The sequence below is a fragment of the Pseudomonas sp. NFACC02 genome (assembly GCF_900110765.1).
GTDB lineage: Bacteria > Pseudomonadota > Gammaproteobacteria > Pseudomonadales > Pseudomonadaceae > Aquipseudomonas.
Map to the genome: position 1 here is coordinate 33,141 of NZ_FOEO01000035.1, position 24,282 is coordinate 57,422.

The following is a 24,282-nucleotide window of genomic DNA, read 5'->3' on the forward strand; positions in this document are numbered from 1 at the left end:
TGCTGCTGTCTGTACTACCCGCCAGAAGAACGACTGGATGCAGCGGGTTGAAAATAATTTTGCGCTAACTGAATTTCCGGCTCCTCAAGGCCGACACAACCGGCTGCGCAGCAACAGCACGCCCACCACTGCGGACAGAATCGAGCCCATCAGAACGCCTACTTTCACCTCATCGATCAGATGCGGTAAGCCGGGGAACGCCAGGTTGCCAATGAACAGGCTCATGGTGAAGCCGATGCCGCACAGCAACGCCACGCCGTACATCTGTGTCCAATTGCTGCCCTCGGGCAACGTGGCCAGGCCTGATCGAATCGCCAGCATGGCGGCGATGAATACACCGACTTGCTTACCGACGAACAGACCCAGAGCGACGCCGAGCGGCACCGGATCAACCAGATTGCCCAGTGTGATGCCGGACAACGACACGCCCGCATTGGCGAACCCGAAGACGGGCACCACGGCGAACGCGACCCAGTAGTGCATCTTCTCTTCGAGGAACAGTAACGGAGAGCGTGCTTCTTCCCGGCGTGTCCCCAACGGAATGCAAAGTGCCAGCGCAACCCCCGCCAGCGTGGCATGTACGCCTGACTGCAAAACGAAGAACCATAGCAGCAGGCCCAGCAGCAGATACGGCAGCAGGCGCTGTACGCCCATGCGGTTCATGATGATCAGGACTGCCAGTGTGGCGAAGGAGGCGCCCAGCATCGGCAGGTTCAGGCCGGTGCTGTAGAACAGCGCGATGATGGTGACCGCGCCAAGGTCGTCAAGAATGGCCAGTGCGGCCAGAAAGACTTTCAGCGACGTAGGAACCCGCTTCCCCAACAGCGACAGTACGCCCAGGGCGAACGCAATGTCAGTGGCCGCCGGAATGGCCCAACCGCTCAGTGTTTCGGCGTTGCCCCGATTGATGCCAACGTAGATCAACGCGGGTATCAGCATGCCGCCTGCCGCCGCGAAACCGGGCAGTGCGCGCTGCCCCCAGCTGGCCAGGCCTCCGGCCAGAACCTCACGTTTGATTTCCAGCCCGACCATCAGGAAGAAGATCGCCATCAAGCCATCGTTGATCCACAGCTCGATCGACAACCCGCCCCACACGCTGTGCAGCGCGGCGAAGTAGAAGGACGCCATAGGTGAGTTTGCAACGATGATCGCGGCGAGCGCAGCCCCCATTAGTACGATGCCGCCAGCGGATTCCGACGCGAGGAAACTGGCAAGAATGGCGAGGGCTCGCGGGCTTTCTTTCTGGTTGTTGTGCGTCGTCATCGGCGTCCCTGTGCAGGTGAAAAAGAACGCAAATTAACACAGGTGGTATGACGCGGTGCGGACTCGCTTCTGCCGAAGGCGTGGGAGCTGCCGGGGTGGCGCTCCACCTTGTCCCGCGATCTGCCGGGCACCGGCAGTAAAATCAGGCGCCTTGGTCGTATCTGACGGATCGCATCGGCAGTTTTTACTGCCGCTTCGCGACAGATCGCGGGACAAGCCACGCTCCTACAGGGCGTTGCCTTGATCACGGGCGAGCCACGTGTTGCTCAGATCGCGGTCAGTTCGATCACGCAGCAGCGGCTTGCGCGGGGCGCGTAGAGCACGACTTCCAGCAGCGCACCCTCCGTGTTATCCAGTTGCAGGCAATCATGGCGTTCGAGCAGTTGCGGCGGGTGTTCGCCGACGTTGGCAGCCATTTGTTCGGCTGCGCTGAACACCAGGAACACGTTGGCTGAACTGAAGAAGCGTTGTGGCTGTAGCACGTCGATCCATTGCAGGCGAGCGCGGTAGCGGGTGGGCGAGTAGATCAGGTTGAAGTCGCGAATCGGGCCGTCCACCAAGGTGCAGGACACCTGACTGTCGCCGCTGAAGGCGAACGGATCCGACACGAGCAAAGGCTCGCTGTCCTGGCCATCGATGTTCAGCGTCATGCCGGCACCTTGCAGCACCGTAATGATGCGCAAGTATCCGGCAAACACCGAAAACCCACCGGACTCACCGATGTCGGCAATCGACAGTCGCCACCCGAAACCGTCCAGCCCGTCGCCCGAATCGCGAGTGATTTCTTCGGTGCTGCCGCCGCCGTTTTTCCAGGGCATGCGTACATAGTCGACGGCGCGCAGAACAGTCAGTTGGGTCATTTGCTGAAACGTCCTTCCAGGCGATGGCGCGAGCCAGGGTGAATCAGGCGCGCGGCGGTCACCGGCTGACGCCCTGACCAGGTGCGACGACGCACCAGCAGGCACGGTTCGCCTCTCTCGATTTGCAGCAGCTTGCACTCGTCAGGCTCGGCCAGAATGGCCTCCACCACGTGCTCGCCTTCTGTCAGCGGAGCGACCTGATTGAGGTACGCGTACGGCGTCTGCAGGGTGAAATCCTGCTGCAAATAATCCGGCGCGACCAGGGCATTGACGAAACGGTCCTCGATTTGCACGGGAATGTCATTTTCGAAATGCACGATCAATGAATGAAACACGCGCTGACCCTCACGCATGTCCAGCGCCAGCGCGCGCTCCGAGCCCGCCGCTTCTTCGCAGAGGATGATCACCTGGCACGTGTGCGTATGGCCGCGCGCGGCGATTTCATCGGCGATATTGTGGACTTCGAACAGCGCGGACTGGGTCTTGGGTTCGGCGACGAACGTGCCCACGCCTTGCATGCGCACAAGCATGCCCTCGGCGGTCATCTCGCGCAGAGCACGGTTGATGGTCATGCGGCTGAAGCCCAACTGAGTCACCAGTTCGCTTTCGGACGGCACGCGATGATGCGGCGGCCAGGTTCCGTTCTGAATCTGCTGAGTGATCATCTGCTTCACGCGGGCGTAAAGCGGCGCCGGACTGTCACCCATCTGGGCGGCCAGCGGAGAATTGGCAGGCGGAGTCGGCACAGAAAAATCCTTGTTATAGCGTAAAAGACGAAGGCTAACGGCGTCGTGTGGCGCTCACGCTAACCATTTAAACGTTCTACGACAAGCTTGTCGCAGTTTACCGGGCAGACAAACGTCTGTATATGTATAGACAATTTCACGCGAAGGGTGCGAAGTAATGTCCGTTTTCTTTGCCGAACGAGCGTTATTGCCTGCTGGTTGGGCCAATAACGTGCGTTTCGAGGTTGGCGCCGATGGCTTGTTGGCCCACGTCCAGACCGATGCTGAGCGTCATGGCGCTGAACTGATCAACGGTCCAGTGGTGCCGGGCATGCCAAACCTGCACTCCCACGCCTTCCAGCGCGCGATGGCCGGCCTTGCGGAAGTGGCGGGCAACCCGAACGACAGTTTCTGGACCTGGCGTGACCTGATGTATCGCCTTGTCGGGCAGATCAGCCCGGAGCAACTGGGCGTTATCGCGCGCCAGTTGTACATCGAAATGCTCAAAGGCGGCTTTACCTCGGTGGCGGAATTTCACTACGTCCACCAGAACACGACCGGCCAGCCGTATGCAAACCCGGCGGAACTGGCGTTGCAGGTCAGTCAGGCGGCCGCCTCGGTCGGGATTGGCATGACGCTGTTGCCTGTGCTGTACACGCACTCCGGGTTTGGCGGGCTTGCCCCGAATGAAGGTCAGCGTCGCTTCATCAACAGCACCGATGGCTATCTCGATCTGCAATCACGCTTGAAACCCCTTATCGATGCACAGCCGGCCCAAGCGCTGGGCCTGTGCTTTCACTCGCTGCGTGCGGTCACGCCGCAACAGATCAGCGATGTGATGGCGGCCAGCGACACGCAGTGCCCGGTTCATATCCATATCGCCGAGCAGCAGAAAGAAGTCGACGACTGCCTGGCCTGGAGCGGGCGTCGGCCCTTGCAATGGCTGTACGACAATGTGGCGGTCGATGAGCGCTGGTGTCTGGTGCATGCGACCCACGCCGAGACCGATGAAGTCGCTTCGATGGCTAAAAGCGGTGCAGTGGCCGGGCTGTGCCTGACGACTGAAGCCAACCTGGGCGACGGTATCTTTCCGGCGGTCGATTACATCACGCAAGGCGGCCGCTGGGGCATTGGATCCGACAGCCATGTTTCGTTGAGCGTCGTCGAGGAACTGCGCTGGCTGGAGTATGGCCAGCGTTTACGCGACCAACGCCGGAATCGTCTGTATCGGCCGGACCAGCCGATGGTAGGCCGCACCCTGTACGACGCTGCGCTGCTTGGCGGGGCTCAGGCGATGGGGCAGCCGACAGGTGCGCTGGAAGTCGGCAAGCGCGCGGATTGGTTGGTCCTGGATGGCAACGATCCGTACCTGGCCACGGCGTCAGGCGACGCGATCCTCAATCGTTGGCTGTTCGGTGGCAGCGATCGGCAGGTACGTGACGTGATGGTCAACGGTCGTTGGGTGATCCGCGACGGTCGACACGCCGATGAGGCCGAGAGCAGCAGGGCGTTTGCGCAGGTATTGCGGGACTTGTTGGGTTGAGTCGCCGGATTGACGGGGATGAATAACCTGTAGGCGCGCGCTTGCTCGAAATTGCGGTCTGCCGGTCGACATCACATTGCCTGATGCATCGCAGTCGCTTGTGTAGGAGCGCGCTTGCCCGCGAATCGCGGACCGTCTGTGACGAATGTATCGCCTGACGCACCGCAATCGTCTGGATGCGGCCCATACCAAGCGCGCTCCTACAGGGACGTGGCGCTATTGAACGGGCTTGGCGATCTTCGAGTCCTCCACCCGCCAGATCAACCGGGTGGTGTCATACCCCTGTTGCTGCGCCTTCATCAGCAGCTCGTTGCGGGTCTTGTCATCGACATGCGCCGTGCGCGACAGCAGCCACAGGTATTTACGGTTCGGGTTGCCGACGATCGCGAGCTTGTAGTCGTCGCTGACGTCGAGCACCCAGTAATTGCCTTTCGCAACCCCGGGCAGCAGCCGTGAGAACCAGTTATCGAACACAACCCACAGCTTGTCGGTCTTGCCTTCGACCTGAGGCGACGCAGTACCCGTGGCTTCCTCCCACTTGCCTTCCATCGTCCGGCAGCGGTTGGTTACGGCAATGTTCCCGTCGGGTTTGAGCGTGTAGTGCGCCTCGGATTGTGCGCAGTTGCGCTGGAAAAACATCGGCAGTCGCGCCAGTTCGTACCATGTGCCCTGATAACGCTTCAGGTCCACATGGTCCTCGGTTCTCGGCGCCATCGATTCTCCTGGCGTCGAAGAACACGCTGTCAGCCACAACGCTGCCATCGCCAGGGCACCTGCGCGGATCATGCGTGAGATTGTCATTTGAGCCCCTGACCCGAATACAGAACCACTTTGTCGGCGGCGTATTGAACGCTGATGAACGTCTTTTGATCGCCCCACGTGCAGCTCGACATCCCCAGTGCTCCCGAGCACTCGGTCGGGCTGCCGAGCAGTTGCTCGATCTCGGCCTTGGACATGCCCGCCGAGATTTTCGAATAGTTTTCCTGATTGATTTTGCTGCATGCGGCCAGCAGCACGCAAAACGACAGCAACATAAGAGAGCGCAAAGACATGGGTGAAGCTCCTGAATCGAGAGGGGGCGACGTCACAGTGACACACCGTGGGCGCATACACTGGCGTGATGCCGAAAGCTTAGAAGAGAAAAGGGCGGATCTGGTTCCGTAACGACGTGGATCGCGCATGCCGACATCGGCATCGCCCGCAGCGTGCTTTTGATTCTGGCCGTAGGCCGGAGCAAGCTTGCTCGTCCTCCAGGCAAAAGCGGTGCTGCCGACACAGGTCCGCTTCTGCTGAAGGATATGTGATGTCCTACGCAGATCTGCTTCTGCCACAGGCGTAGGAGCGCGCTTGCCCGCGATCTGCCGCGAAGCGGCAGCAAACCCAGACGATTCGGTTATGCCTGACACTCCGCATGCCCAGGTCTTGCTGCCGGTTCCCGGTAGTAAACTCAGGCGACTTGGCCGTTTCAGGCACATCGAGTGCACAGGATTTGCTGCCGGTTCCCGGCAGATCGCGGGACAAGCCACGCTCCTACACTCTTCGGTCAGCAGCGGACTGCGAAAGCGCGTTTGATTCTGAGCAGAGGCCTTCGGCAAGAAGCTGAACGTCCGTGGGCCTAGAACCGCGATCCACGCTCCTTCAGGAACTCCATTTCCTCAGCTGTGGACTCACGCCCCAACACCTCGTTGCGATGCGGAAAGCGGCCGAAACGTTCGATCACCGCGCGGTGTTTCTTCGCGTAATCCAGCGTCTGGCAAAAGTATTCGCGGTCGGTCGAAGGCAGCAGCGGCAGAAGGTCGGTGAAGCGGCGGATGGCTTCGTCCTGGGCGTCCAGCTGTTCGGTGTGCTCGAGCACCAGATAGATAAAGGTGCGTTGTATCGGCGTCAGCGCCAGATCGCGCTCAAGCTTGAGGCCGTGTTTGACCAGCGCCTGAGCCCGACTGTCGCCTGCATAAGCCTTGGGTGAGTCGCGAAAAATCATGCGCGGCAGTTGATCGAGCAGCAACACTAGCGCCAGCCAGCCTTGGGGCGTTTCGGTCCACTCGGACAGCCCACCCTGGAGGGCCTGTTCGACCAGTCCACCGAAGCGGTGCAACGCATCGGTGTCCTGGGATTTTTTCTTGCCGAACCAGAGTTTGTTTTTTGCCTTGGCTGTCTCGGCGGGTGATTCGGCAGAACCGAACCACCAGTCCAACAGCGGCAGCCAGGGCGCGCTCATGATGGCTTACGCTTTGTGATACGAAGTCGCGCGTTCAACTTCTTCTTTAGAACCCAGGAACACCGCTACACGCTGGTGCAGGCCTTCGGGCTGAATGTCGAGAATGCGCTGATGGCCGTCGGTGGACGCGCCGCCCGCTTGCTCCACCAGGAACGACATCGGGTTGGCTTCGTACATCAGACGCAGCTTGCCCGGCTTGGAAGGCTCGCGAGCATCGCGTGGGTACATGAACAGGCCGCCACGGGTCAGGATGCGGTGTACGTCGGCAACCATCGCCGCGACCCAGCGCATGTTGTAGTTCTTTTTCAGCGGGCCTTCTTCACCGGCCAGCAGTTCTTCGACGTAGCGCTTGACCGGGGCTTCCCAGTGACGCTGGTTGGACATGTTGACGGCGAATTCCTGTGTGGTTTCAGGAATGCGGATGTCTTCGTGGCTCAGGACGAAACTGCCCATCTCACGGTCCAGGGTGAAACCTTTGACGCCGTGGCCCAGCGTCAGGACCAGCATGGTCTGCGGGCCATAGATCGCGTAGCCGGCGGCCACCTGTTGCGTGCCTGGCTGCAGAAAGGCTTTTTCGTTCAGTGCTTCGTTCTGGCTCAGGTATTCGTTCGGGCAGCGCAATACCGAGAAGATGGTGCCGACCGGGGCGTTGATGTCGATGTTCGAAGAACCGTCCAGTGGGTCAAACACCAGGAGGTACGCACCCTTCGGGTATTTGCCAGGAATCTGGTAGGCGTTGTCCATCTCTTCCGACGCCATGCCAGCCAGGTGACCGCCCCACTCGTTGGCTTCGAGCAGGATTTCGTTGGACATCACGTCCAGTTTCTTCTGCACTTCGCCTTGGACGTTTTCAGTACCCATGCTGCCCAGCACGCCACCCAGGGCGCCTTTGGAGACTGCATGGCTGATTTCCTTGCACGCACGCGCCACCACTTCGATAAGGAAGCGCAGATCGGCAGGAGTGTTGTTGCTGCGGGTCTGCTCAATCAGATAGCGACTCAGGGTAACGCGGGACATGGAGAGCTCCGAAGAAGGGGGATAAAAAACGGGCACAGTTTAACGCGTGTAGCGACTTAATACTGCCTGTCAGACCGACTGGGTAGTGATTGAGTTCACGGGCTACAGAATCGTAAACGCTCCACAATGACAAGACGGTGTACATTCTCTGCGTTTTTCGGGTCCGGGATCGCTTCAGCCAGCGCAACAGCACCCGCTTAACAAAACCCGCTTAACAACACCGAACGTTATTTAAGACGGGATGCGCGGAGTGTGCCAATCGCCATCCAGCCCAGGAAAATCACCCCGAGCACCAGCACGCCCCACAGCCCCATGCGTTTCCAGTCGGGCCCCGCAGCCACGGGCGCCGCAGGTGCGGGAACCGCGACAGGCGTTACCGCCAGCTTTGCGCTGCCCAGTGCGGCAAGTTTCTCCGGCGTCACGCCCGGCACCAAGGTTGACAGGGGCAGGTTGGCGCCCTTTATCGTTGCGTTGCCGATGGCGAGGCTATAAGGCGGTGCACCACGGCCGAGGAACACCAACTGCGTGGCACGGACCGCGAAGCTCAACTTCGGTGCGTCGTTGCCCAGACCGCCGCCGCGATCATCGACCTCCAGCTTCAATTGCTGCACCACATTGCCCGGCAACTCCATCTCGTCCTGCACCACGTCCCGACCATTCTGGGTCAGCCGATAGAGCAGGCCGCTGTCGATCAGTTGCCACGGCGCGGTGTTGTCGCGGCGTGCATACAAGGTCGCAGGTGCAAGGCTGTTGGGCTGCGCGATGGCGATTTTCACGCGTTCGAGCGGCAGGGCAACCGGCAGTTGCCAGACATACACGCCTGGCTTCTCGACGCTGCCGTTGATGCTCGGCGACCAACTCAGGGGCATGACACCGGGGCGCGTGCTGATCAGTTCCGCGGACGCGAGCGTCGGGGCGGTTTGCGGCGAGGTCCATAACAGACGCAGGTAGCGGGCTTGACGTCCCGGCAAGGTCACAACGCGCTGCTCGACCAGCTCATCAGCAAACGACAGCCGGGCCACCTGGCCTTCGCCCCAGCGCTCCCAGCGCTGAAGGTCGTCGCTGGCCTCAATACTGAATCGCTGAAAGCCTTCGCGTTCGGTGCTCCAGTCGAGCACGAGTTGATCTAGCGGCGCGTTAATGGCGCTGGTGTCGAGCAGCCAGCCTCGCAGGATTTCTTCACCGGCCTCGATTTCGCCCTGAGGCTGCACCTCTACCAGCGTGCCCGTCGTCGTGCGCTCGACACGGATCTTCGGTTCGGCGTCCCTGGCGTCATCGCTGTTGTAGAGCGGAAACCACTTCACCGCGACCGGCGTCTGGTCTTCCTGAGCCGGGGGCTGGCTGAACGTCAGCGCGTAGGGTTGGGCCTGGCCGTCAGCATTGAAAACGCGCACATCGTTGAGTGTGCTTTGTCGTGCGTTCAACTGGAGCGCCAGAGGCAATTCAAGCCGGTACCACGGGCCTTCGCCGCTGAGCGTGAGCGGCACATGATGGCTGAAGTCGTCGGGTAGATCCTCAGTCTGAACCTGGGCGTTTGCCAGTTGCGCTACGGACAGCAAGACGCTGAACACAGCGGTCGTGATGAGAGACTGACGAATCAACTGCGGGCTCCTGAGCGTTAGGGCGGCGAATCCGGGGGCGCAGCGTCGTTTGGAAGCGGACTGCGTGTAGGGTTCTTCGGTGGTAATGGTGCGAAATATCCCACTACGAGCAGCAGAATGCCAACGCCGATAAACGAAACGATGCGCTCCAGCCCGCCCCGATTGCTCAGCTCGACGAAGAATAATTTAGCGACCACGATGCCGATCAGCGCCGCGCCCGCGATCCAGATCTCCCGGCGCGCACGCAGGTGACCGCCGATCATCAGCGTCAGCGCCATCAAGGTCCAGACGATGGAGAGGCCCGCCTGCACGCGCATGGATTCAAGCAGTGCGTCAGTCTGCCACGCGACGTCCGCCCAGTGATGGGCGCCGCGCATGACCATGGCAGTGACCAGCGCGAAGATCGAGGCACCCGCCGTGACGAGTGCGACCTTGCGCGCATGCCCGGCACTGACGCCCAAGTGCGGAAGTTGCGTACGGGTCCAGTTGAAAATGCCCGCCAGGGCGATCAGCAACCCTATCTCAAGCGGGTTGATCAACGGGATGTACGGCAGCGGGTCGGCGTTGCCTTCGCTGAACCCGTTAGCCAGCCAGAACCATGCCAGCATCAGCGCTGCGAGCGGTGCGGCGGCCCAGACGCGGTATTCGCGGGGGTACGCGCTGATCGGCCAAGGCCAACGGCGTGGCGCGGTGATCGCCAGCAGATACAGGCTTGGCAGTAGCGCCCAGCCGAGCCAGCGCCAGGCGTTGTACGACTCGGACAGCACCAGCAATCCATAACGCAGCGCCAGGGAAAGCACGGCGATCATCAGCCAGCAGCCCATGACATGTGCGGCGCTGCGCAGGCGCGGAAGCAACACAGGGTCGAGACGTTTCAACGACAGGAAATGGGCGATGAATACCGCGAGCCAGCCCAGCCAGCCGCCATCGCCCGCCGGATTGAAATACGGATTGAACAGCATCAGGCCCAGAAGCAGCGCACTGGCCGGTGTCAACAGCACGCACAACTGAGCCAGCCCGGCCCATTTCAGACGCAGCGCGGCGACCGTCCACACGCCCACGCTGACAGCGCCAAGCAGTAACAGCGTCGGTATCTCCCGTTCGCCCGGAACGTAATGGGTGCTGACACACAGCGCGATCGCCCACCACAGCGCTCCCCAGATCAGCAATGACGGCTGCAGCAGCCGCTCGCTGAACGGCAGGCGCAAGGTGCCAATCCGCTCGACCGTAAAGGCGCTGATCAACGCCGCCAGCGAAATGATCAGGGGCGTCCAGAAGTCTCCTTGGTTGAAGCTCGGTGAGTACCCGCGCCCGACCATTCCCAAGAAGGTGAACCCCGCCCCGAGCTGCAGCAGCACGCCGAAGAATCGCGCCAACAGCCGGTTCTGTCGCATGCCCAGCCAGAACACCGCGGCACCTTCGACGGCCCAGGCCACCGTGGTCCATTGCGCGCTCAAGCCCAGAGGAATCGCCAAAGTGGCAAACACCACGCCCAGCGCCAGGCAGGTTTCCACCAACAGCAGTGCGCGGCCTGGCGCACGGCCCGCGAGTACTCTTGCGATGCTCATATAAAGCAGACCCATCACCAGCGCACTGAAGGCCGCGCCGAATTCAAGGTGCTGAATGACTGCGTATTGCAGACCAAATCCCGCGATGGGTGTGCCGAACAGCAGGCTGCCATCGACGTAATGGCTCTGCTTCGCTGACCAGCGCAGCATCGCTTCCCGGCTGTCGTCTTCAGGGCCCGTGCTGTGCGCTTGCAACGTGCGCCGAGCGAACAACAGCCCGATCGCGAGGTACATCAGGAAGAACAGGATCAGGAACGGTTCGGTGCTCCAGAAAAGCGCTGGCGTGTAGGCCTTCAAACCCCAGGCGAAACCGATACCGAAGGTGCCGACGAAGCCGATCAGATTCAGCGGGCGCCAGGCCTTGAACCACGCGATGGCGAAGATGCCCGCGTTGAGCAGCGCGAAGTAGCTGAACAGCGCAACATGGCTGCCCTCGCCGGTGGACGTCAGCAGCGGCGCCGCGAAACCTCCGAGTGCCGCCACGCAGGCCAGAGCAAGGGCGTTCTGCGTCAGCGCGAGGATCGCCGAGAACACCGTTACCGCGACCAGCAGTCCAAAGGCCATGCCAGGTGCCAGCAGCGTATGGACTTTCATGGCGGCGAACACCGTCAGGTACAACACGGCCACGCCTGTGCCTTGCAGCATCAGCGCAAAAGACGCGTTGCGCTGTCGCAGCCACCAGCCCAGACCCAGCAATACCAGCGCGGCAAACGCGACGCTGGCGTAACGCGCTTCGATCGGCACCACCAGGCCTTCGGTGGCGTAGCGCAACAGGAATGCCAGTCCGAGAAACAGCAGCACCACGCCAACACGCAACACGGTGTTGCCGCCCAACAGCCAGTCTTTGGCGCGCAGCAGTGCTTTGTCGAACACGTTGGGTTCGGCGGGGGCGGCAGGTTTCGCGGTCGGGCGAACGGGGTGCGCGACGTCAGGAGGCCGGCGCCATTCGGAGTCGCCGGGGAATTCGGGCGTTGCGACTTCCAGGTCTGGCAAGTCCCAGAGCAGCTCAGGGCCAGCGTTGGCGATGGGCTGAACGTCGAGCGGGGCGGGTGCATCCGGCATCTGCACGGCGGCGGAATCGAGTTGATCCAGCCGTTGTTGAATCGCTTGCAAGTGCGTGCGGGTTTTTACCAGTTCGGCTTTCTGTTCGGCCGCTTCGCGGGATACCGAGGACAGGCGCAAGCTCAAGCCCAGTGCCAACCCGATCGCCGCACCCACGGCGCCGCCCAACAGCGACTCATCGAGCACCGCGCCAATAAACAGACCGGCCAGCAAAAGAATCCATTGCACGCGACGACATCCCTTTTCGGCCGATGACCGGCGATGCCGAGCAGTATATCGGGCGTAGGGCGGGAGGAAACAATTTGTATCGGGTACTGGGGGCTTGATCACTGCAGGAGCAGCGCGGTGTGTCAGTCAACGTTGCAGTGTCTGGGGCAACGCATTCGCGAGCAAGCTCACTCCCACAGGTGATCTGCGTCTGAATGATCGACACCGATCCTGTAGGAGCGAGGCTTGTCTCTGGGCCGCATCCGGACGATCGGCCGCGAAGCGGTCGCAAAATCGGCGAGCGCGATATGGCAGGCATACCGCGTTCGCCGAATGTGCTGTTGCTGCGCAACAGATCGCGGGACAAGCCACGCTCCTACACCTGATCTTCGGCGTTCACGAATCTCGTGATCGACACCAATCACTGTAGGAGCGCGCTTGCCCGCGAACGCGGTGTGTCAGTCAACGTTGCAGTGTCTGACACAACGCATCATCGGAGCGCTCCTACAGACGTTTGCAGTCTATTAGTCCAGCGCTTTCCAGATGTCGTGGGCGTACTCCCGAATGGTCCGGTCCGAGGAGAACCAGCCCATGCGTGCCGTGTTGAGCACGGCCGAACGCCACCATTCCTTCGAGTCGTGCCAGCGGGCTTCCACTCTCGCCTGGGCTGCCCAGTACGACTCGAAGTCAGCGCAAACGAAGAAGCGGTCGTAGTTGATCAATTGCTCGATCAAACCGACATAGCGATACGGATCATCCGGCGAGAACACGCCGCCCCGAATCGCCTGCAGCACGTCGTTCAAACGCCCGGACGAGGCAATGTCGTTATGGGCGTTGAATTCGCCGGCATGTTTGCGCGCTTCGACTTCTTGCGCGGTCATGCCGAAGATGAACATATGCTCCAGCCCGACCTGCTCACTCATCTCCACGTTGGCGCCGTCCAGCGTGCCGATGGTCAGCGCGCCGTTGAGGCCGAACTTCATGTTACTGGTGCCCGAAGCCTCGAGGCCCGCGGTGGAAATCTGCTCCGACAGGTCGGCTGCGGGAATGATGCTTTCCGCCAGGCTCACGTTGTAGTTAGGCATGAACACCACTTTCAACCGACCGCGCAGGGTCGGGTCGTTGTTGACCGTCCGCGCGATGTCGTTGGCCAATTTGATGATCAGTTTGGCCGAGTGATAACTGGCCGCCGCCTTGCCCGCGAAGATCTTCACGCGTGGCACCCAGTCGGTGCTCGGGTCGGCGCGCATGGCCTGATACAGCGCCACCGTATGGAACAGATTGAGCAACTGGCGTTTGTATTCGTGAATCCGTTTGACCTGCACGTCGAACATCGCTTCAGGGTTGATGGTGATCCCCATGCGCTCCTGAATGATCGTCGCCAACGCCCGCTTGCTGTGTAACCGCTGCGCCGCAAACTCCTTCTGGAATGAAGGGTCGTCTGCCATCGGCTCCAGTTTCAGCAGCGCTGTTTCATGATTGTCGAGCACCTGTTCGCCCAGTTCCTTCACCAGCATCGCCGTCAGCTGTGGGTTGGACTGGAACAACCAGCGGCGGAAGGTGATGCCGTTGGTCTTGTTGTTGATGCGCTCGGGATAAAGCTTGTGCAATTGCGCGAACACGGTCTTGCGCATCAACTGAGTGTGCAGCGCCGATACGCCGTTGATGCTGTGCGAGCCGATGAACGCCAGGTTACCCATGCGCACGCGGCGGCCATTGTCCTCTTCGATCAGCGAAACGGCGCGCAGCAGACCGAACAGGTCAGGGTCGTACTTGTGCTCCAGGCGCACATCGTCGATGTGCTGAGCGTTGATCATGTAAATGATCTGCATGTGGCGTGGCAGCATCCGCTCCATCAGACCGACAGACCAGGTTTCCAGCGCTTCGGGCAACAAGGTGTGGTTGGTGTAGGCGAGGGTGCCGACCGTGATACGCCAGGCTTCGTCCCACTCCACGTCGTAGAGGTCGATAAGGATACGCATCAGCTCCGCCACGGCGATCGACGGGTGCGTGTCGTTCATCTGGATGGCGGCATGTTCCGGCAGGCTGTTGATGGTGTAGCCCATGTTCTTGTGGCGGCGCAGCAGGTCTTGCAGCGAAGCCGACACGAAGAAGTATTCCTGGCGCAGGCGCAGTTCCTGGCCGGCTTCAGTGCTGTCGTTGGGGTACAGAACGCGCGAGATACTTTCGGCGCGCACCACTTCGGCCACGGCGCCGACGTGGTCACCGGCGTTGAAGCGCTCAAGGTGCAGGTCTTCCACGGCGCGTGCGCGCCACAGGCGCAGGGTGTTCACGGCTTTGCCGCGCCAGCCAACGACCGGCGTGTCATAGGCAATCGCCCGCACGGTTTCGCCGGGAGTCCAGATCTGGCGGGTTTCACCCGAGGCGTCGAGCACGTCCGCGCCGGTGACATCACGCACAGGCTCAACACTGCCGCCAAAGCCGATCTGGTAAATCACTTCCGGGCGTTCGAACTCCCATGGGTTACCGAAATCCAGCCAGTTCTCGGTCTGTTCCTGCTGCCAGCCGTCGACGATCGCCTGACGGAACAGGCCGTGCTCGTAACGAATGCCGTAGCCGTGACCGGCAATGCCCAAGGTCGACATGCTCTCCATGAAGCAGGCCGCCAGACGACCCAGACCGCCGTTGCCCAATGCGGCATCAGGTTCCAGGGTGCGAATATTGTCCAGATCGACATTCAAGCCCTTGAGGGCTTCGCGGGCGACTTCCATGATGCCGAGGTTGCTCAGGCTGTCGAACATCAGACGCCCGATCAGGAACTCGAGCGAGAGGTAATACACACGTTTTCTTTCCTGCTTGTAGATGTAGCGCGTGTGATTCATCCAGCGCTCGGCCATCTTGTCGCGGGTTGCCAGGGCGATGGCCATGAACCAGTCATGGTCGAACGCATGGGCGGCATCCTTGCCGACGGCATACTCGAGTTTGTTCAGTACAGCTTCACGGAAGGCTGCCACTTCAGCGTCACGAACGTTGGGTTCCGGAGACATCGGGTACGACCTCAAGTTGGTTGGACGATTGAATGGGGTTGTTTGACTGTAGGGTGTGTCATCGGTTATTTCCTGCCGACTGGATGAAAATCCCCTTTCACGACCCTCGCTTCGACTCAGACATCCCGCTCTGGTTCGCGAGCATTTTTATCGCCTGAATCGCTTGCATTGATCGTTCCAGTTCCTTTCAACAGAGGGTTGGCGTTCGCAGGCGCGTGCTGGCCCGCGATACCGGGGTTTCATTCTTCAGCAGATCACGTTGGGTCTGATCCCGGGCCTTCGGGGATCCCTGCTCACTGTTTTTCAGGTTGGAGCAGACAAAATCAGAGGTGACAGCCGTGCAGAAACAGGCAAGCATGATCATTCCTCGATTCGGGTTTATGATGCCCAACGGCAGATAGATAGAAGCCCCTGAATTGGACTTATGGAGCACCTATGCAGACTTTGTACCCGCAGATCAAACCCTATGCCCGGCACGATCTGGCAGTGGAGGAGCCTCATGTGCTGTATGTCGATGAAAGCGGCTCGCCGGAAGGCTTGCCGGTGGTGTTCATCCACGGTGGGCCGGGTGCGGGATGCGACGCACAGAGCCGTCGCTACTTTGATCCGAACCTGTACCGCATCATCACCTTCGACCAGCGCGGCTGTGGCCGTTCCACGCCTCACGCGAGCCTGGAAAACAACACCACCTGGCATCTGGTCGAAGACCTTGAGCGCATTCGTAAACACCTGGGCATCGACAAATGGGTGTTATTCGGCGGCTCGTGGGGTTCGACGCTGTCGCTGGCCTACGCTCAAACTCACCCCGATCGGGTGCATGCACTGATTTTGCGGGGCGTTTTTCTGTGCCGGCCGCAGGAGATCAAGTGGTTCTATCAGGAAGGGGCAAGCCGCCTGTTCCCGGATTACTGGCAGGACTATCTGGCCCCCATTCCGCTGGATGAGCGTGGCGACCTGCTCACCGCCTTCCACAAGCGTCTGGTCGGCAGCGATCAGATCGCCCAGATGCACGCCGCCAAGGCCTGGTCCACATGGGAGGGCCGCACCGCGACGCTGCGTCCCAACCCGCTGGTGGTCGATCGCTTCTCCGAACCGCAGCGCGCCTTGTCCATCGCCCGGATCGAATGCCACTACTTCACCCACAACGCGTTCCTTGAAGAGAACCAGCTGATCCGCGACATGCCCAAGATCGCGCATCTGCCAGGGATCATCGTGCACGGGCGTTATGACGTGATCTGTCCGCTGGACAACGCCTGGGAGCTGCATCAGGCCTGGCCGAACAGCGAACTGCAGGTGATTCGCGATGCGGGTCATGCCGCGTCCGAACCGGGTATCACCGATGCGCTGGTGCGCGCAGCGTCACAAGTGGCTCGGCGTTTGCTGGATTTACCGCCGGAAGAGGCGTAAGCCGCATTAAGTCTGTCGGAGCGTGCCCGCGATTGCGCCCATTCAGGCACATCGCTGGCGCCTGACTTTCCGCGATCGCGGGCAAGCGCTCCTACACGTGATGGCCGTAGAGAACGGGGTTGTAAATGAAAGGTTTGCTTCAGCGTGTGCGCGGCGCACGCGTCGACGTCGAGGGCGCGACAGTGGGCGCCATCGATCAAGGTCTGCTGGTGCTGGTCGGCATTGAACCTCAAGACTCCCGCGCCAGCGCCGACAAGTTGTTGCACAAGTTGCTGAACTATCGAGTGTTCAGCGACGCCGACGGCAAGATGAATCTTTCGTTGAGTGATGTCGGCGGCGGATTGCTGCTGGTTTCCCAGTTCACCCTGGCCGCCGACACGCGCAGCGGCATGCGACCGAGCTTCTCTAAAGCGGCGCCACCGGCGTTAGGCGCCGAATTGTTTGACTATTTGCTGGAAAAGGCTAAAACCTCGCACAGGACAGTCGCTTCGGGCCAATTTGGTGCGGATATGCAGGTTCATCTGGTCAATGATGGCCCTGTGACATTTTTGCTTGAGACCTGAACCGCCGCTTTTGCCTGTAGTACCTGAATTTATTAGGCAAAAAGCCATAAATACTTTGTTTCCCCTGATGCGTTGTGACGCGAGCTACTAGATAATCGCGCGCTACAAAGACGGGCGATTGCCCGTCCAATCGGTAAAAACGCAGACTGGTCCGAAATCGTTTGGGGAATCATTGGCCCCTTTCGGAGTCGGAACAATGCTCGCCAACCCGGCATTTGATAGCTGGCCGTTGGTTTCTTCATCTGTTTTCGGCGAGGGTTGCTCGTGATTGTTAGTCCATGTAATGCACCAAAGACCCCTGGCAAGCGCTTGCGTAGCGCTCTGCTGGCCGGGTCGGCTTTGTTTTGTCTTTTCGGCGCCGGTCAGCTGTGGGCGTTCGATCTCGACGACGTGGCGACAAAGGCCAAAGAACTGGCCGGACAGAAATTCGTAGCCCCCAAGAGCAACCTTCCAGCGGAATTCCGTGACATGAAGTTTGCGGATTACCAGAAGATTCGCTTCCTGCAGGACAAGGCTGAATGGGCCAATGACAAAACCCCGTTCAAGATCTCGTTCTACCACCAGGGCATGCACTTCGACACGCCGGTCAAGATCAACGAAGTGACGGCGACCACCGTTAGCGAGATCAAATACGACCCGAGCCGTTTTGACTTCGGTGACGTGAAGTTCGATCCCAAATCGACCGAGAATCTCGGCTATGCCGGTTTCCGCGTCATGTACCCGATCAACAAGGACGACAAACAGGACGAGATCATGACCATGCTGGGCGCGAGCTACTTCCGCGTCATTGGCAAGGGTCAGGTTTATGGCTTGTCGGCGCGCGGCATGGCCATCGACACCGCGATGCCGTCCGGCGAAGAATTCCCGCGTTTCACCGAGTTCTGGATCGAGAAGCCAAACCCGGACGAGAACCATCTGGTGATCTTCGCGCTGCTGGACTCCCCACGCGCCACCGGGGCCTACAAGCTGACCCTGCGTCCGGGCACCAACACCCTGGTCGACGTCCAATCGCGCATGTTCCTGCGTGAAAAGGTCGGCAAACTGGGCGTTGCGCCGCTGACCAGCATGTTCCTGTTCGGTGCCAACCAGCCTTCCAAGGTCCTGAACTACCGCCGTGAGCTGCACGATTCCAGCGGTCTGTCGATTCAGGCGGCCAATGGCGAGTGGATCTGGCGTCCTTTGAACAACCCGAAACACCTGTCTGTCAGCAGCTTCTCGGTTGAAAACCCGCGCGGCTTCGGTCTGCTGCAGCGTGGCCGTGGCTTCAGTCACTACGAAGACCTGGACGACCGCTACGACAAGCGCCCAAGCGCCTGGATCGAGCCTAAGGGCGACTGGGGCAAGGGCACCGTCGATCTGGTGGAAATCCCGACAGCCGATGAAACCAACGACAACATCGTTGCCTTCTGGAAACCGGAAACCCAGCCAGAGCCAGGCCAGCCGATCGACTTCAACTATCGGATCCACTGGACCATGGACGAAGACTCCATTCACTCGCCTGATCTGGGCTGGGTCAAGCAGACCCTGCGTTCGACCGGTGACGTGAAGCAGTCCAACCTGATCCGCCAGCCAGACGGCAGCGTTGCCTACCTCGTCGACTTCGTCGGCCCCACCCTGGCCAAAATGGGTGAAGACTCGGCCATCCGTAGCCAGGTCACCACCGACGACAACACCGATCTGGTCGAGAACAACCTGCGTTATAACCCGGTGACCAAAGGCTGGCGCCTGACGCTGCGCCTCAAGGTCAAGGACACCAACAAGCCTGTCGAGATGCGCGCTTACCTGCTGCGCGAGACGCCGGTTGAGCCAGGCAAGGAACCTGCGCTCATCACCGCGGACAAATCAGACAAGAAGCCTGAGAAAAAAGCGGACGCCAAGGCAGTTGCGGTAGTAACGCCACCGAAAGATGAGAAAGCCGAAATCGTCAAAACCGATGCTGTGAAAGCCGGTGATGCGAAAGACGCCAAGGTGGCCAAGGCCGATGCGAAAGCCGATGGCAAAGACGCCTCCAAAGACGCAGGCAAAGGTGACAAGGCCGATGCGGCGAAATCGGCGGAAGCGGCGAAGGTTGCAGAAGCTAAGTCCGACGAGGCTTCGCGTCCTGAAGCTGCTCTGGGCGACGCTGCCAAAGCCAACAAAGGCGCCAAAGACACTCCGCAGCCAGCTGTAGAGGCCGCATCCACCCAACAGGGCCCGGCCATGAATCAACAGATTCTGACCGAAACCTGGAGCTACCAGTTGCCAGCCGATGAGTAATTCACACGCCGTGCCAGAGTCTCTCAGCGAGTACCTGGCGCACCTGCCGATGAGCGACGAGCAGCGGGCCGAATTGGCCAGTTGCACTTCGTTCGCTGAGCTGCATGAACGCCTTTCGGCCCAGACCGTCACCGACCCTGCCGAGGCCGCCCAGGCCTCGGTCGGGCGTCGTCTGACGCTGACCACTGCTGACGAGTTGCAGGAAGCTGAAATGCTGAGCGTGGACGCCAGCGGCCGGGTCTGCCTCAAGGCTACGCCACCGATTCGCCGTACCAAGGTGGTTCCCGAGCCATGGCGCACCAACATCCTGCACCGTGCCTGGCGCCGGATGACCGGCAAGACAAACCCGCCCAAGCCAAGTCAGGAAGATTTGCCGCGTGACCTGCCCAAGTCTCGGTGGCGCACGGTCGGTTCGATTCGTCGTTATATCCTGCTGATTCTCATGCTGGGCCAGACCATCGTCGCCGGCTTTTACATGAAAGGCATCCTGCCTTATCAGGGGTGGTCGCTGGTTTCGTTTGATGAAATCAGTCACCAGACCCTCTGGCAGACCGCTGTTCAGGTGATGCCGTACGCATTGCAGACCAGCATTCTGCTGCTGTTCGGGATTCTGTTCTGCTGGGTGTCGGCCGGTTTCTGGACCGCGCTGATGGGCTTCCTCGAGTTACTGACCGGTCGCGACAAATACCGTATTTCCGGTGCAAGCGCTGGCAACGAGCCGATCGAAGCCGGTGCCCGTACGGCCTTGGTGATGCCGATCTGTAACGAAGACGTGCCTCGGGTGTTTGCCGGTTTGCGGGCTACGTTCGAGTCGGTTGCCGCCACGGGCGATCTGGATCGCTTCGATTTCTTCGTGCTGAGCGACACTAACGAAACCGACATCGCCGTGGCCGAGCAACAGGCCTGGCTGGACGTTTGTCGCGAAACCGGTGGATTCGGCAAGATTTTCTACCGCCGCCGTCGCCGTCGTGTGAAGCGCAAAAGCGGTAACCTCGACGACTTCTGCCGCCGCTGGGGTGGTGATTATCGGTACATGGTGGTGCTCGACGCCGACTCGGTGATGAGTGGGGAGTGCCTGACCAGTCTGGTGCGCCTGATGGAAGCCACACCGGACGCCGGCATTATCCAGACCGCGCCACGCGCCTCGGGCATGGACACGCTGTATGCGCGCATGCAGCAGTTCGCAACCCGCGTGTACGGTCCGTTGTTCACTGCTGGTCTTCACTTCTGGCAGTTGGGTGAATCCCATTACTGGGGGCACAACGCGATCATCCGCATGAAGCCGTTTATCGAGCACTGCGCCCTGGCGCCGCTGCCGGGTAAAGGTGCTTTCGCGGGGGCGATCCTGTCTCACGACTTCGTCGAAGCCGCGTTGATGCGCCGTGCTGGCTGGGGCGTCTGGATTGCCTACGACTTGCCAGGCAGCTACGAAGAATTGCCGCCAAACCTGCTGGATGAACTCAAGCGTGACCGTCGCTGGTGCCACGGTAACCTGATGAACTTCCGCCTGTTCCTGGTCAAGGGCATGCACCCGGTTCACCGTGCGGTGTTCCTGACGGGGGTGATGTCTTACCTGTCGGCACCGCTCTGGTTTTTCTTCCTGGTGTTGTCCACGGCGTTGTTGGCAGTGAACACGCTGATGGAGCCGACATACTTCATGGAGCCACGCCAGCTCTATCCGCTGTGGCCACAATGGCACCCGGAAAAAGCCGTCGCGCTGTTCTCCACGACCATCGTGCTGCTGTTCCTTCCGAAGTTGCTGAGTATCGTGCTGATCTGGGCCAAGGGCGCTGTCGGTTATGGCGGCCGCATCAAGGTGACGCTGTCGATGCTGCTGGAGATGCTGTTCTCCATGCTGCTGGCGCCCGTGCGCATGATCTTCCACACCCGTTTCGTGCTCGCCGCTTTCATGGGCTGGGCCGCGACCTGGAACTCGCCGCAGCGTGACGACGACTCGACACCCTGGAGTGAAGCCGTCAAGCGTCACGGTCCGCAGACCTTGCTGGGCTTTGGCTGGGCATTGCTGGTGGCGTGGCTGAACCCGAGCTTCCTGTGGTGGCTGGTGCCTATCGTCGGTTCGTTGATTCTGTCGATCCCGGTTTCGGTGATCTCCAGCCGGACCAATCTCGGCCTGAAGGCACGTGACGAAAGTCTGTTCCTGATCCCTGAAGAGCACACGCCGCCTCAGGAGCTGATCTCCACCGATCAGTACACCCATGAGAATCGCTGGCATGCGCTGAACGACGGCTTCGTGCGTGCCGTGGTCGACCCACAGCAGAACGCTCTGGCGTGTGCCCTGGCGACTTCTCGTCACCGTCATGCCGAGCCGATCGAATGGATGCGCGTCGAGCGCGTGCGTCACGCGATCAAAGCCGGCCCGGAGCAGTTGAACAACAACGAGCGGCTGCAGTTGCTCAGCGACCCTGTCGCGTTAGCTCGCCTGCATGAGCTGGTCTGGGCCGAAGGCAATGAAGCCTGGCTGGAAGCATGGAGAGCCTCGGTGAAAGCCGATCCTCATGCGCCGCTGCTGCCGTTGCAGCCTGCCACGCACGTGAATGAGCACACGCTCGCTAACGCGTGATACCTGACTGAAGGTATCGAATACAAAAAACCGCGAAGGCCTCGGTCTTCGCGGTTTTTTGTGTCTCACTGGTTCAGAAACGTGGCTCCTGTGGCCGGCGCGCTGCATCACACTCTGAACGCGCCCACCATCTCCTGCAATTGCGCACCCAGCCGGGCAAGCTCGACGCTTGAGGCAGCGGTTTCCTCGCTGGCAGCAGCGGTCTGCTCTGAGACGTCCCTTACATTCAGAACGCTGCGGTTGATCTGCTCGGCCACGACCGTTTGCTCTTCGCCCGCCGTCGCGATCTGCTGATTCATGCTCTGGATCGTCGAGACGGTCTGGGTGATGTGCTCAAGCGCAGTGCCTGCACGGCGGCTCAATTCCACGCTGCTGTCGGACAGGATACGGCTGGCATCCAGCGTACTGACGACCTGCTGTGTACCGTTTTGCAGGGCTGCGATCAGCACTTCGATTTCCTCGGTCGATTCCTGAGTCCGCTGTGCAAGGCTGCGCACTTCATCGGCCACCACGGCAAAGCCGCGTCCGGCTTCGCCTGCCCGGGCGGCTTCAATGGCGGCGTTCAGTGCCAGCAGGTTGGTTTGCTGCGAGACCGACTTGATCACATCCAGCACGCCGCCAATCTTGTCGCTTTCCAGCTTGAGTTGTCCCATGGCCATGATTGAGTTGTCGACCTCGGTGGCCAGGCGCTCGATCTGACTGATGGCATCGGCGACCACCGTGTCCCCTTCCCGTGCTTGCTCGTCTGCCTGTTGCGCCGCGTCGCTGGCTTGTTCCGCGTTACGGGCGACCTCCATCACGGTTGATGTCATCTCGTTCATCGCCGTGGCGACCTGATCGGTCTCGTCTTTCTGGTTGCTAACGCCCGCGCTGGTTTGCTCGGTCACGGCGGACAACTGTGTTGCGGCGCTGGCGATTTGTGAAACGCCATCGCTGATTCCGCTGATCAGCTTGCGCAGGCTCTGAGTCATGTCCTGCATGCTGTGCTGCAAATCACCCATTTCATCGCGCCGCTGAACGTCGAGGTCCGTGCTCAGGTCACCTTTGGCGATGCGCTTGGCCGCAGCGAGCGTCTCGCGCAACGGCGAGATGATCTGCTGAGTGATCAGCCAGGCCGCCAGCAGGCCCAGCAACATCGCCAACGCCGCAACGCTGATCAACGCTTTACGCGACTGGGCGGCCTCATCGTCGCGACGCAGGCTTTGAAGCGCGCTGAGCTCGCCTGTGGAAGACAGCAGGGAATCGCCCATGGCTTCCATGGACTCGTGCGCCGCCTCGGCCTGGGTTTGCAAGTCCTTGAACAGGATCAGTTGAGCCCGGTATTGCTGCAAAGATTGCCTGGCCGTCGCCAGGCTGCCGATGTCCCCGTCGGATTGATCTCCAGTGATCTGCTCGACTTCCTTCAATGCTTCATCAATGGCTGCCAATGCCCCTTCTTCATACAGGGTCTGGCCGCTGAACACATACGCCTGAACCTCGTAGCGCGCGTTCTGGATCTGTCGGCGCAACTGCATCAGGTTGGTGAACTCGTCCAGTCGTTCGCTGCTGTCCTGTTCCTGGCTGACGGCTTTCAATACTTCGCCTTCAACGACGCCAACCGCCTTGATCGCAGCGTCAGACAGGGCATTGAGTTGCAAGCGGGCGGTTTCGCGGGCCTGTAGCGACTGCCCCAACTCGGCGAACGTTTTTTCCAGCGAGCGCACGGTATTGCTTTGAGTGTCGATCAATTTGAGGATGTCGGCGGGAGGACTGTCCTGTCGGAGTGACGACAGGTGCGCTTTGATCTCGTCGATGCGCGTCGTCACTCGTTTCCTGCCCTCGGCGGTGTTTTCCACACGAAATATGATGCGCTCGGCGCGCAGGTCCTTGGTCAACTCGTTGAGCCTGGCGATCGCGCTCAATGATTCAGAGCGTTCGATCATGGTGTCCAAGCTGTGCCATCCCGTGAGGGCGATTGCCATGGTCAGTATCAGCACCAGGCCGAACCCCATCGACAACTTGAGTTTGACACTGGTATTGGCCAGCGCCTGGTTGATGCCTTGCAACATGGTACGTCTCCTGCGAATGGGCGATAAACGCGCATCGGCAGGGCAGGCTGACGCATGACCTGAAGAACGTGTAGGAGATTTCTGAGCGGAAAAACAAAGCGATGCCGTTCACAGAAATTGGCACGGTGACTTCACCCCTTCGTCTGAATGCGGCCCATACCCCCTAACCTCGGACGTCTCCCACAGAGTCCGGGTTGAAGCACGAACCAGCGGCCAGACCGCAGGCCTGTGGGAGCCGGCTTGCTGGCGAAGGCGGTGGGTCATCAACCTCGATGGTGACTGACCCAACGCATTCGCGGCCCTCGTAACCTCGGACGGCTCCTACAGGGCACCGGGTTGAAACACAGGTCTGTGT

Annotated in this window: 16 protein-coding genes and 1 pseudogene; 5 read left to right on the forward strand and 12 right to left on the reverse strand. The window is 60.5% G+C overall.

What is annotated here, in order from left to right; translation table 11 throughout:
• Window positions 1–84: 84 nt before the first annotated feature.
• The 3 genes from nhaA to hutC form a co-directional block, all read right to left on the reverse strand.
• Entirely contained in the window at window positions 85–1,263 is a 1,179-nt protein-coding gene (gene nhaA / locus BMY73_RS21805) for a Na+/H+ antiporter NhaA (protein WP_092409683.1), read from the reverse strand.
• Window positions 1,264–1,529: 266 nt separating this feature from the next.
• Window positions 1,530–2,123 carry a HutD/Ves family protein gene (locus tag BMY73_RS21810; RefSeq protein ID WP_092409685.1) on the reverse strand — a complete coding sequence of 198 codons (594 nt, stop codon included), beginning with the start codon at window positions 2,121–2,123 and terminating at the stop codon, window positions 1,530–1,532.
• On the reverse strand, window positions 2,120–2,830 hold the full coding sequence (gene hutC, locus BMY73_RS21815; RefSeq protein ID WP_175500229.1) for a histidine utilization repressor: 711 nt from the start codon (window positions 2,828–2,830) through the stop codon (window positions 2,120–2,122). The genes BMY73_RS21810 and hutC overlap by 4 nt, the downstream gene beginning before the upstream one ends.
• Window positions 2,831–3,026: 196 nt before the next feature.
• Between hutC and BMY73_RS21820 the strand changes: the two genes are divergently transcribed.
• Window positions 3,027–4,391: a formimidoylglutamate deiminase gene (locus BMY73_RS21820; protein WP_092409687.1), complete on the forward strand. Its 1,365-nt coding sequence runs from the start codon at window positions 3,027–3,029 to the stop codon at window positions 4,389–4,391.
• A 216-nt stretch (window positions 4,392–4,607) separates the two neighbouring features.
• Here BMY73_RS21820 and BMY73_RS21825 read toward each other — a convergent pair whose 3' ends face one another.
• The 7 genes from BMY73_RS21825 to BMY73_RS21855 all read right to left on the reverse strand — a co-directional run bounded on the left by BMY73_RS21825 (window position 4,608) and on the right by BMY73_RS21855 (window position 15,072).
• On the reverse strand, window positions 4,608–5,153 hold the full coding sequence (locus BMY73_RS21825; RefSeq protein WP_371914992.1) for a lipocalin family protein: 546 nt from the start codon (window positions 5,151–5,153) through the stop codon (window positions 4,608–4,610).
• A gap of 35 nt (window positions 5,154–5,188) precedes the next feature.
• Window positions 5,189–5,443 (reverse strand): outer membrane protein assembly factor BamE domain-containing protein, encoded by a 255-nt coding sequence (gene bamE, locus BMY73_RS21830; protein ID WP_062379292.1) that lies wholly within the window; start codon window positions 5,441–5,443, stop codon window positions 5,189–5,191.
• A gap of 563 nt (window positions 5,444–6,006) precedes the next feature.
• Window positions 6,007–6,609 carry a DUF924 family protein gene (locus BMY73_RS21835; RefSeq protein ID WP_092409691.1) on the reverse strand — a complete coding sequence of 201 codons (603 nt, stop codon included), beginning with the start codon at window positions 6,607–6,609 and terminating at the stop codon, window positions 6,007–6,009.
• Between the two features lie 6 nt (window positions 6,610–6,615).
• Window positions 6,616–7,626 (reverse strand): class 1 fructose-bisphosphatase, encoded by a 1,011-nt coding sequence (locus BMY73_RS21840; protein ID WP_062379289.1) that lies wholly within the window; start codon window positions 7,624–7,626, stop codon window positions 6,616–6,618.
• A gap of 227 nt (window positions 7,627–7,853) precedes the next feature.
• Window positions 7,854–9,224, reverse strand: a complete 1,371-nt coding sequence (locus BMY73_RS21845; protein WP_371914993.1) for a DUF3999 domain-containing protein — start codon at window positions 9,222–9,224, stop codon at window positions 7,854–7,856.
• Between the two features lie 20 nt (window positions 9,225–9,244).
• Window positions 9,245–12,085 (reverse strand): DUF2339 domain-containing protein, encoded by a 2,841-nt coding sequence (locus tag BMY73_RS21850; protein WP_092409693.1) that lies wholly within the window; start codon window positions 12,083–12,085, stop codon window positions 9,245–9,247.
• Between the two features lie 503 nt (window positions 12,086–12,588).
• A complete protein-coding gene (locus BMY73_RS21855; protein ID WP_092409695.1) occupies window positions 12,589–15,072 on the reverse strand; it encodes a glycogen/starch/alpha-glucan phosphorylase in 2,484 nt (827 codons plus the stop codon).
• A gap of 435 nt (window positions 15,073–15,507) precedes the next feature.
• On the opposite strand from BMY73_RS21855, the gene pip reads away from it, so the two are divergent.
• The 4 genes from pip to mdoH all read left to right on the forward strand — a co-directional run bounded on the left by pip (window position 15,508) and on the right by mdoH (window position 21,879).
• Window positions 15,508–16,479: a prolyl aminopeptidase gene (gene pip, locus BMY73_RS21860; protein ID WP_092409697.1), complete on the forward strand. Its 972-nt coding sequence runs from the start codon at window positions 15,508–15,510 to the stop codon at window positions 16,477–16,479.
• A 125-nt stretch (window positions 16,480–16,604) separates the two neighbouring features.
• Window positions 16,605–17,042, forward strand: coding sequence for a D-aminoacyl-tRNA deacylase (gene dtd, locus BMY73_RS21865; protein WP_092409699.1), 438 nt, complete (start codon window positions 16,605–16,607; stop codon window positions 17,040–17,042).
• 258 nt (window positions 17,043–17,300) lie between these two features.
• Window positions 17,301–19,298, forward strand: a complete 1,998-nt coding sequence (locus BMY73_RS21870) for a glucan biosynthesis protein G (RefSeq protein ID WP_175500228.1) — start codon at window positions 17,301–17,303, stop codon at window positions 19,296–19,298.
• Window positions 19,291–21,879 (forward strand): glucans biosynthesis glucosyltransferase MdoH, encoded by a 2,589-nt coding sequence (mdoH, locus tag BMY73_RS21875; RefSeq protein ID WP_062379276.1) that lies wholly within the window; start codon window positions 19,291–19,293, stop codon window positions 21,877–21,879. Before BMY73_RS21870 ends, mdoH begins: the two co-directional genes overlap by 8 nt.
• Before the next feature lie 107 nt (window positions 21,880–21,986).
• On the opposite strand, the gene BMY73_RS28955 is transcribed toward mdoH, so the two are convergent.
• Entirely contained in the window at window positions 21,987–22,859 is an 873-nt protein-coding gene (locus BMY73_RS28955; protein WP_371914994.1) for a methyl-accepting chemotaxis protein, read from the reverse strand.
• A pseudogene (locus tag BMY73_RS28960) lies at window positions 22,845–23,927 on the reverse strand (methyl-accepting chemotaxis protein); the annotation flags it as partial. The gene BMY73_RS28955 and the pseudogene BMY73_RS28960, both read right to left, overlap by 15 nt.
• Window positions 23,928–24,282 lie beyond the last annotated feature (355 nt).

Excerpts from the sequence above, each read along its gene's own strand:
- nhaA (WP_092409683.1), bottom strand. The coding sequence starts at position 1,263 with ATGACGACGCACAACAACCAGAAAGAAAGCCCGCGAGCCCTCGCCATT.
- BMY73_RS21810 (WP_092409685.1), bottom strand. The coding sequence starts at position 2,123 with ATGACCCAACTGACTGTTCTGCGCGCCGTCGACTATGTACGCATGCCC.
- hutC (WP_175500229.1), bottom strand. The coding sequence starts at position 2,830 with ATGGGTGACAGTCCGGCGCCGCTTTACGCCCGCGTGAAGCAGATGATC.
- BMY73_RS21820 (WP_092409687.1), top strand. The coding sequence starts at position 3,027 with ATGTCCGTTTTCTTTGCCGAACGAGCGTTATTGCCTGCTGGTTGGGCC.
- BMY73_RS21825 (WP_371914992.1), bottom strand. The coding sequence starts at position 5,153 with ATGGCAGCGTTGTGGCTGACAGCGTGTTCTTCGACGCCAGGAGAATCG.
- bamE (WP_062379292.1), bottom strand. The coding sequence starts at position 5,443 with ATGTCTTTGCGCTCTCTTATGTTGCTGTCGTTTTGCGTGCTGCTGGCC.
- BMY73_RS21835 (WP_092409691.1), bottom strand. The coding sequence starts at position 6,609 with ATGAGCGCGCCCTGGCTGCCGCTGTTGGACTGGTGGTTCGGTTCTGCC.
- BMY73_RS21840 (WP_062379289.1), bottom strand. The coding sequence starts at position 7,626 with ATGTCCCGCGTTACCCTGAGTCGCTATCTGATTGAGCAGACCCGCAGC.
- BMY73_RS21855 (WP_092409695.1), bottom strand. The coding sequence starts at position 15,072 with ATGTCTCCGGAACCCAACGTTCGTGACGCTGAAGTGGCAGCCTTCCGT.
- pip (WP_092409697.1), top strand. The coding sequence starts at position 15,508 with ATGCAGACTTTGTACCCGCAGATCAAACCCTATGCCCGGCACGATCTG.
- dtd (WP_092409699.1), top strand. The coding sequence starts at position 16,605 with ATGAAAGGTTTGCTTCAGCGTGTGCGCGGCGCACGCGTCGACGTCGAG.
- mdoH (WP_062379276.1), top strand. The coding sequence starts at position 19,291 with ATGAGTAATTCACACGCCGTGCCAGAGTCTCTCAGCGAGTACCTGGCG.
- BMY73_RS28955 (WP_371914994.1), bottom strand. The coding sequence starts at position 22,859 with ATGCAGGACATGACTCAGAGCCTGCGCAAGCTGATCAGCGGAATCAGC.